Annotated in this window: 6 protein-coding genes and 2 rRNA genes; all 8 read right to left on the reverse strand. The window is 43.3% G+C overall.

Translation table 11 applies throughout. The features are described from left to right. Window positions 1-24 precede the first annotated feature (24 nt). Entirely contained in the window at window positions 25-2,622 is a 2,598-nt protein-coding gene (locus B6K08_RS10600; RefSeq protein ID WP_080326100.1) for an ATP-binding protein, read from the reverse strand. Beyond that, window positions 2,615-3,721: a BMP family ABC transporter substrate-binding protein gene (locus B6K08_RS10605; RefSeq protein WP_052212129.1), complete on the reverse strand. Its 1,107-nt coding sequence runs from the start codon at window positions 3,719-3,721 to the stop codon at window positions 2,615-2,617. The genes B6K08_RS10600 and B6K08_RS10605 overlap by 8 nt, the downstream gene beginning before the upstream one ends. A 13-nt stretch (window positions 3,722-3,734) precedes the next feature. Further along, a complete protein-coding gene (locus B6K08_RS10610; protein WP_080326102.1) occupies window positions 3,735-4,772 on the reverse strand; it encodes an HD-GYP domain-containing protein in 1,038 nt (345 codons plus the stop codon). A gap of 136 nt (window positions 4,773-4,908) precedes the next feature. Continuing rightward, window positions 4,909-5,301, reverse strand: coding sequence for an aspartate 1-decarboxylase (panD, locus tag B6K08_RS10615; protein WP_039208150.1), 393 nt, complete (start codon window positions 5,299-5,301; stop codon window positions 4,909-4,911). 3 nt (window positions 5,302-5,304) lie between these two features. Next, a complete protein-coding gene (gene panC / locus B6K08_RS10620) occupies window positions 5,305-6,153 on the reverse strand; it encodes a pantoate--beta-alanine ligase (protein WP_039208153.1) in 849 nt (282 codons plus the stop codon). A gap of 27 nt (window positions 6,154-6,180) precedes the next feature. Further along, window positions 6,181-7,110, reverse strand: a complete 930-nt coding sequence (locus B6K08_RS10625; RefSeq protein ID WP_200810415.1) for a bile acid:sodium symporter family protein — start codon at window positions 7,108-7,110, stop codon at window positions 6,181-6,183. Window positions 7,111-7,624: 514 nt separating this feature from the next. After that, window positions 7,625-7,741, reverse strand: a 5S ribosomal RNA gene (gene rrf / locus B6K08_RS10630). A 79-nt stretch (window positions 7,742-7,820) separates the two neighbouring features. After that, window positions 7,821-8,018: ribosomal RNA gene (locus tag B6K08_RS10635) — 23S ribosomal RNA — on the reverse strand; the annotation flags it as partial.

Genomic DNA, 8,018 nt, shown 5'->3' on the forward strand with positions numbered 1-8,018 from the left:
CCCTGTTTTTCTTTTATCCGGGTACTATTCTTCTGTCATATCCCTGGCCATTTGAGCCACCTGCCGATACATGGCCATTATTTCCTCATGATGCTGCTTCATGTATTCCACTGCCTTCATGCGCTGAGCCTCAGTGGATTCCTCGGAAATATAGTCCTTACCGGCCTGTTCCTGTTCCTTAGCCATTTCATGGAGGAGATCACAACCAATATTCAAGGAGCCTGACTTCAGGGCATGAACCTTAATCCTGTAGGCATCCCATTTCTCCGCCCCAAAGGATTTTTCCATATCCTCGATATTGGCTTCAGAGAGTTTGCTGAACATTTCAAGAACCCGCTTATACAGCTTATCACTGTTATTGCAGAATTTTAAACCCACGGACATATCAATTCTAGGCATTCTCCTATCTACAAAAGTGCTGTCATGGACAATTTCACCCCTTTTATCAGCAAGAGCCCCATTCTCCACTGTTTTAGGTTCATCCAGTGTCTTAACTTCCTCAACGCCTTTCGCTTCAGATTCCTCCACCGGATGCACCAATTCAGCAGGAAGATTGCGCTTTACCACAGTCTCAAGCTGCTTACCCGTCATAGGCTTGCTAAGATAATCATCAAAGCCCTCTGCCAGGAATTTTTCACGAACACCTGCCAGGGCAGTAGCCGTCAGAATAACAAACCTTGTATTTTCAGTGCCTTTGATTTTCTTGGCCTCATTGAGAGTTGCAATACCATCCATTCCCGGCATCATATAATCTGTCATAACCAAATGGAAGGATTCTTTCTTCAGAAATTCCAATGCCTCACTTCCACTGTGGGCCACTGTCAATTTTGCCTTGGTATCAGACAGCATACAGGTCGCCACGAAGCAATTCATTTCGTTGTCATCAACTATGAGAATGGATGCCTCCGGAGCAGTAAAGCTGGTGGCCACCACGTCCTCCAGTTCTTCCTCTATATCCTGATCTGCATCAAAATCTCCAATAACCTCTGCCCCCATAATCTTCTGAGGCAGTTCAATGGTAAAGGTACTCCCCTCTCCGTAGATACTGCTTACGTTAACAGTTCCCCCCATCATGGTAAGGAGCCTATGGGTAATGGCCAAACCAAGGCCCGTGCCCTCCACCTTGCAGTTTTTCTGAATATCAAGACGTTCAAAATCCTTGAACAGCTTTTCCATATCCTCTGGCTTAATACCAATACCAGTATCTGTTACCACCAGCTTAAGGTTAAGTATATCCTCTACGATATCACCACCTACATCAAAGGTTACAGTACCTTCATCCGTATATTTTATGGCGTTGTTAATGACATTAATAAGTATCTGGCGTATACGCCCCACATCACCATACAGCTCATTAGGCAAGTCGGCATCCACATTTATGATAAACTCCAACTGTTTTGCCTTGGCCCTGAACCCCACCAGAGTCACTACCTCCTTAAGGAGAACCCGTAAGCTGTATTTATCTGTTACCAGCTCCATACGGCCGGATTCAATTTTGGAAAAATCCAGAATTTCATTAATAATTCCCAAAAGCGCTGTGGAGGCAGAATGAATATTGCTGGCATAACGCCGTATATCCATGTCCCTGCTACGCCTTAGAATCATCTCATCCATGCCGTTAATGGCATTTAAAGGTGTTCTTATTTCATGACTCATATTGGCCAGGAACTGGCTTTTAGCCCGATTGGCATCATCTGCCGCCTGTCTGGCCTTTTTAAGGGCTTCATTCTCCGCCACCTTGGTCTGGGCCATAAACAGATAAATGCTGACACAGGCAAACAACAGCAGCATCAAAGTAAACACCCACTGCACCATCTGATACACACTATTGATTCTTCCTGCTACTGCAGACCAAGGAATATATCCCACCAAGGAAAAATCTGTTTGTGGAAGGTCTGCACCAAAAACATAATATTTCCCTTTGCTTCCTTCTGTATAAACAGCTGCAGCCTTGCTTGTTTCCAGCCTGGAATGAACCTCCACCATACCAGCCTTTATATCCTGATCATCCCAAAATTCGTGATCCTTTGTGGAAAAGTTCTCATAAGGAACGGCCAAACTACCATCCTTATATTGGATCATTATACGGCTATATGGGTTATAATCTGCCAGTCCAAAAACCTTGGTTAAATTTCCCCTCGGAAAAATCTGATAGAGAACATACCTTACGTTATCCCCATAATAAACAGGAACAGCCACAATTATGCCTCCGTCAGTGTGGTAATCCACCACGTTATTTCCCTGAAAAGCCCTGAGCAGCTTGGGAAAATCATGCTTGCTGACTACAGCTCCAGTTACGTTTCCCTCGTAATCCATAACCCCGGCTCTGCCGTATACATTTTCCTGATTAATGGCCTCCAAAATATTATTTTTCTGCTCCTCATGCTGCTCCAAATAAATGGAAGCTGCCTTCAGTGTGCTAATATAGCGCATAAACCGCTCATCTGCCAGCTGGGCCATATCCGCCGTCATTTGAGATACGGATTCCTCAGCAGCATCATTTAACTTACGGCTTATTTGATTCTGGAGAATATTGCCGGTAATAAACAAAATTATGGTCAGGATAATTATCTCGATAAAAGCCTTTTGGGACAGTCCCAATTTACTGATTTTACTATTCAAGGACGTCCACTCCCTTCACCAGCCAATCCATGTGCTGCAACAGATACTCGTCCCTGATAACCTCATTAGGCTGACAGCGGCGTTTCCCCTTATTATCAAATATCTCACCAGCAAAGACAAAACGACCAGCCAACATTTCCTTTTTCAATTGTTTCAATACAGTACGCTGTTCATAAGTCACGGCATCAGAAAGCTGACTGAGCTCTACCAGATCAGCCTCCATGCCTACCCATCTATTGTCCACAAAATTCATTTCGCCCTTGAGATAATACCTTACTATATCCTCATAGTAACGGTCCCAATTACACATAATCGAAGTTAAATCATGTTCTGAGCCATTTTGCAGATCCTCATAATAGCCAATATAATCTACTCCCATTTTTTCCGCCACAGTGGCGGCCATTGGTTCATCCTGATGGTAGGTTATTACATCGGCCTTTTCCTGGGTAATAAGCCTGTAGGTGTGTTCTTCCTCTACTTCCTCATTTTCCCAGCTTCCTGTATACATAACCACTACCCTGGCATTTGGGTTAGTTCTCTGAACCCCCAGAGTAAAGGCATTAATTCCCCGATTCACTTCAGAATTTGGCATAGCTGCCACGTAGCCAATAACATTGCTCTTGGTACGCATTCCCGCCAGGGCTCCTGTCAAATACCGCCCTTGATACATACGGATAAAATAAGATGTCATATTCCGCCCCCGGCACTCTGCAGAATTAGTACCAAAGGCTACCTGGGGAAATTCCCGTATCAAGGTTTTGCCGTCTGTCGTATAGGAATAGCTGGTAAGAAATACCATTCCGGCACCATTTTCTACCATTTTCCGTACTGCATCTGCACACTTGCCATCGAGGCCACTGTTGTTATCGCTTACCAGCAGCTCCACCCCCATGGCATCACAGGCCTTTTTCATTCCCCTGTACTGCGGTGCATTCCACCCTTCCTCATTTCTGTCCCCCAGCAATACTATACCTACGACGGGCTTTTTTATATCCTTATCATTGGAAAAGTACCAAAGGGAAGCTCCCAGGGCAGTAATAAAGAAAAACAGTCCCAAAAGCATTGCCCATTCAAACATCGAGCGCTGTTTAGGTTCCATTGCAAAAGCCCCCCTACTCATGCATTCTATATTCCACATCCTCGTCAATCATTTGAAGCATTATATCCGTAAATTTGGGGTCCAACTGAGTGCCTTTGGCCTTTACCAATTCCTCTCTCACAACTTCCTGGGGCAATATATCACGATAACTGCGCTTTGAAGTCATCGCATCATACACATCAGCCACCGCAATAATCCTAGCCTTTTCTGGAATGGCCTGGCCTGCCAACCCATCCGGATACCCGGTACCATCGTAACGCTCATGATGACTGCGGGCACCAACCTGCAATTCCTCCATCTCCTGAACCGATGATAAAATCGAGGAACCTATGATAGGATGAACCTTAATTGAAGAATATTCACTGGGAGTCAGCTTATCAGGCTTATTTAGAACCTGACCTGACACCCCAATTTTACCGATATCGTGTAGAAGTGCTATAAAAAAAATCTTTCTCTGATAGGTTTTCGATTTCCCAGCCCTAAAGGCAATTTCCCTGGAGTAATCCGCTACACGCTGAGAATGCCCATTAGTGTACGGGTCCTTGGCATCAATGGTCTTTGCCAAAGCAAAAACCATCTGCTTAAACAGTCTTTTTGTGGAGGCCAGCTGATTCATAGTAGTCTGAATTTGTATATTGATACGCTCCTGCATACGCTTTTGCAGGGATATTAATTCCAAAGTCCGATGAACATGTGTCAATATAAGTGTCGGGATATACGGCTTATGCAAAAAATCAAAAGCCCCAGATTGAATTCCCTTAACCTCTGTTTCCTGATCCATCTCAGCCGTCAACATAATAACCGGAATTTCCTTTAAGTCCTTATCCTGTTTCAGATACTCCAGCACCTGAAAACCATTCATACCAGGCATATTTAAGTCCAGAAGAATTAAATCAGGCTTTCGTCCTTTTAAAAATTCAATGGCCTTCTCACCACTTAAAATAGATACAACCTCATATTCCTCTTCCAGGATAGCTCCCAGCAGCATATTATTAATTTCATCATCATCAATAGTAAGAATAAATGCTTTTTTCTCAGACGTTTGATCCATAACGAATCACCACCTTTGTACATAATTTTATATTTTATTTACATTAAAATCAATATTCTGACACTTTCTGTTTTTCTAACCAGAATAAAAATCCTCCGTCATTATCCTAAAACAGAATAATAACGGAGGCCGCCTATCAGTTATTTATATATAGTTCCCCATGACATTCATAATTTCGGGTTTCTTTAACCTTATTATCTCCATCCAGCATGACTACAGTTGGTCTATACTGAACTGCTTCCTTTTCTTCCATAAAAGCGTAGGCCATAATTATAACCACATCTCCGGGCTGGGCCCAGCGGGCTGCTGAACCATTAAGACATATAACTCCGGATCCCGCCTTCCCGGAAATAACATAGGTTTCCAGCCTGGAGCCGTTATTGTTGTTTACCACCTGCACCCGCTCATTTTCATATATTCCCGCTGCCTTCATTAAATCAGCATCAATAGTTATACTGCCCATATACTGAAGATTCGCTTCAGTAACAGTTGCGCAATGAAGTTTAGATTTTAACATGTGAAGCATCATTTTTTAGCCCTCCAAAATCACATTATCAATAAGGCGTGTCTTACCAATCTTGACAGCGATTGCCATAATGGACTCACCCTTTACTTCATCAATTTCTTCCAAAGCCGGGAAGGAATATATTTCCACATAATCGATAACTGCCATTGGCTCACCATTAATTTCATCTACGATAATCTGCTTGAGCTTGCCAACATTTCTTTCACCATCGTCAAAGGCCTTTTTTGCCATGTTCAGACTCCGGGACAATACCAGGGCAGCCGTCTTTTCCTCTTTGGACAGATATACATTACGGGAGCTGCGGGCCAAACCACTTTCCTCCCGAACTATAGGAACCATGTTGATTTCCACAGGAATAGCCAAATCCTCTACGAAGCGACGAATTACGCAAACCTGCTGTGCATCCTTCTGACCGAAGTAAGCCTTATCAGCCCGGGCAAGATTAATGAGCTTGGTAACTACGGTAGCTACACCACGAAAATGTCCTGGGCGCTGGCCGCCGCACAGCTTTTTGGTAAAATCGCCCTCCACATTTACATAAGTGCAAAATCCCTCAGGGTACATTTCACTTGGCTCTGGATGAAATACGGCATCCACACCAGTCTCTTCCAATTTTTTACAGTCCTCTTCAAATTGACGAGGATAAGCATCGAAATCCTCATTAGGACCAAATTGAACCGGATTTACAAAAACCGAAGCAATAACCACATCAACAGACTGACGTGCTGTACGCATAAGAGTAAGGTGTCCCTCATGGAGAGCCCCCATGGTAGGCACAAGACCTATTACCTTTCCTGCTTTTTTCATTTCCAGAGAATACTGCTTTATTTCATCCTGAGTTCTTAAAATCTTCATTGCTTTCTTACCTCACATACCACATTTTTAAATACACTTTATACTATTATCAATTAATTCATCATTGTTGTCTTCTTCACTGTGCTTAGCAAAATAATTGGCCAGCATAGCTCCCGATACGTTATGCCATACGCTGAAAATAGCTCCTGGAATAGCAGCCACTGGATCAAAATAGAGAACAGCCAGGGAGGCGGCCATACCGGAATTTTGCATCCCAACCTCGATGGAAACAGTCCGACTTCTCTTTTCATCCAATTTAAATAGCTTGGCCAAAATATAGCCTAACAACAATCCCAAGGAATTATGGCAAATAACCACTGCAAACATCATAAGCCCCACATCCAGCAGCTTGGCTGCGCTAAGAGATACCACGCCACCAACGGTTAAAACCACTGTAACCGCCGAAAGCATTGGCATAAAAGGATTAATTTTTCGTGAAAAATTCTCAAAGAAATGATGAACCCCCAAGCCCAATAAAACAGGCAGCAGTACCATTTTTACAATGGACATCATCATGGAGGACACTGACACATCAATTACTGCATCTGCCAATAAATATGTAAGAATCGGTGTAACCAATGGAGCTAATATAGTAGACGTTGCCGACATGGATACAGACAAGGCCACATCGCCCTTAGCCAAATAAGCAATTACATTGGATGCTGTTCCTCCAGGACAGGTTCCTACCAATATAACGCCAATAGCAATTTCCGGTGGTAAGCCAAAGGCCTTTACCAATCCGAATGCTACGGCTGGCATAATTAGAAACTGTGCACACACTCCAATAAAAATTCCCTTTGGATTCCTGAGAATGTTTTTAAAATCGTCCACCGTCAGGGTCATACCCATGCCAAACATTATGATTCCCAACAAAACAGGAATGTGTGGCCCTACCCAAGTCAGGGCTTCAGGACGCCATACTGCAAAAACCCCAATCAAAAAAACTAATAAACTCATATTGCCTACAAGAAAATCGCAAGCCTTCTTCAATGCTGTTTTCAAAAAAAGCACCTCCCAATAAAAAATCCAAACAAGGGAGCAATAAAATGCCTAATTAAAAAAGCCTCCTCATCGCAAAGGATAAGAAGGCATATAAACACAAATAACAGCAAGCCTCACGGCCGCTGGTGCCATCCGTCTCAGTCCCAAGGATCTAAGCGAAAAAGTATTTATAAAAATTGAAGCAAATTAAGGAGTATGACTCCAAACGGATGCCATCCCTTGTCCAAGGTTGATGATAACACAAGTATTTTGGTTATGCAAGCTAATAATATAATCGGCAACTTCCAAATGTACCAGGCCGGTCGCGGAAATAGTTCGATATACAGTCGAACTATTTCCGGTGAACATGCCACCGGCATGTTCACCCCCAGCCAAGTACTTCGGCTAAAAATCTATAGTCGCACATAAACGCCGAGGCGGCCTGAAAACAATAAAAAAAGAGGACTGTCAAAAGACAATCCTCTTTTTTAACCGGCAACTTCCTATCCTCCCAGGCCGTCTCCAGCCAAGTACTTTCGGCGTTTATGTGCTTAACTACTGTGTTCGGAATGGGAACAGGTGGGACCACATAGCCATCATCACCGGATATACAAATTTTTTGAAGACATTTTTAAATGTGCCTCCAAAACTAAACAGAAACAAGAACCATCTTAGTAAGTGCTTTTTAAGTTAAGCCCTCGACTTATTAGTACTGGTCCGCTTCACATGTCACCACGCTTCCACTTCCAGCCTATCTACCTCATCGTCTATAAGGAGTCTTACCAGATTACTCTGTGAGAGATCTCATCTCAAGGCGGGTTTCACGCTTAGATGCTTTCAGCGTTTATCCCTTCCGAACGCAGCTACCCAGCTGTACAACTGGC

The sequence above is a fragment of the Anaerovibrio lipolyticus DSM 3074 genome (assembly GCF_900141865.1).
GTDB classification, from domain to species: domain Bacteria; phylum Bacillota; class Negativicutes; order Selenomonadales; family Selenomonadaceae; genus Anaerovibrio; species Anaerovibrio lipolyticus.

Excerpts from the sequence above, each read along its gene's own strand:
- B6K08_RS10605 (WP_052212129.1), bottom strand. The coding sequence starts at position 3,721 with ATGGAACCTAAACAGCGCTCGATGTTTGAATGGGCAATGCTTTTGGGA.
- B6K08_RS10610 (WP_080326102.1), bottom strand. The coding sequence starts at position 4,772 with ATGGATCAAACGTCTGAGAAAAAAGCATTTATTCTTACTATTGATGAT.
- panD (WP_039208150.1), bottom strand. The coding sequence starts at position 5,301 with ATGATGCTTCACATGTTAAAATCTAAACTTCATTGCGCAACTGTTACT.
- panC (WP_039208153.1), bottom strand. The coding sequence starts at position 6,153 with ATGAAGATTTTAAGAACTCAGGATGAAATAAAGCAGTATTCTCTGGAA.
- B6K08_RS10625 (WP_200810415.1), bottom strand. The coding sequence starts at position 7,110 with ATGAGTTTATTAGTTTTTTTGATTGGGGTTTTTGCAGTATGGCGTCCT.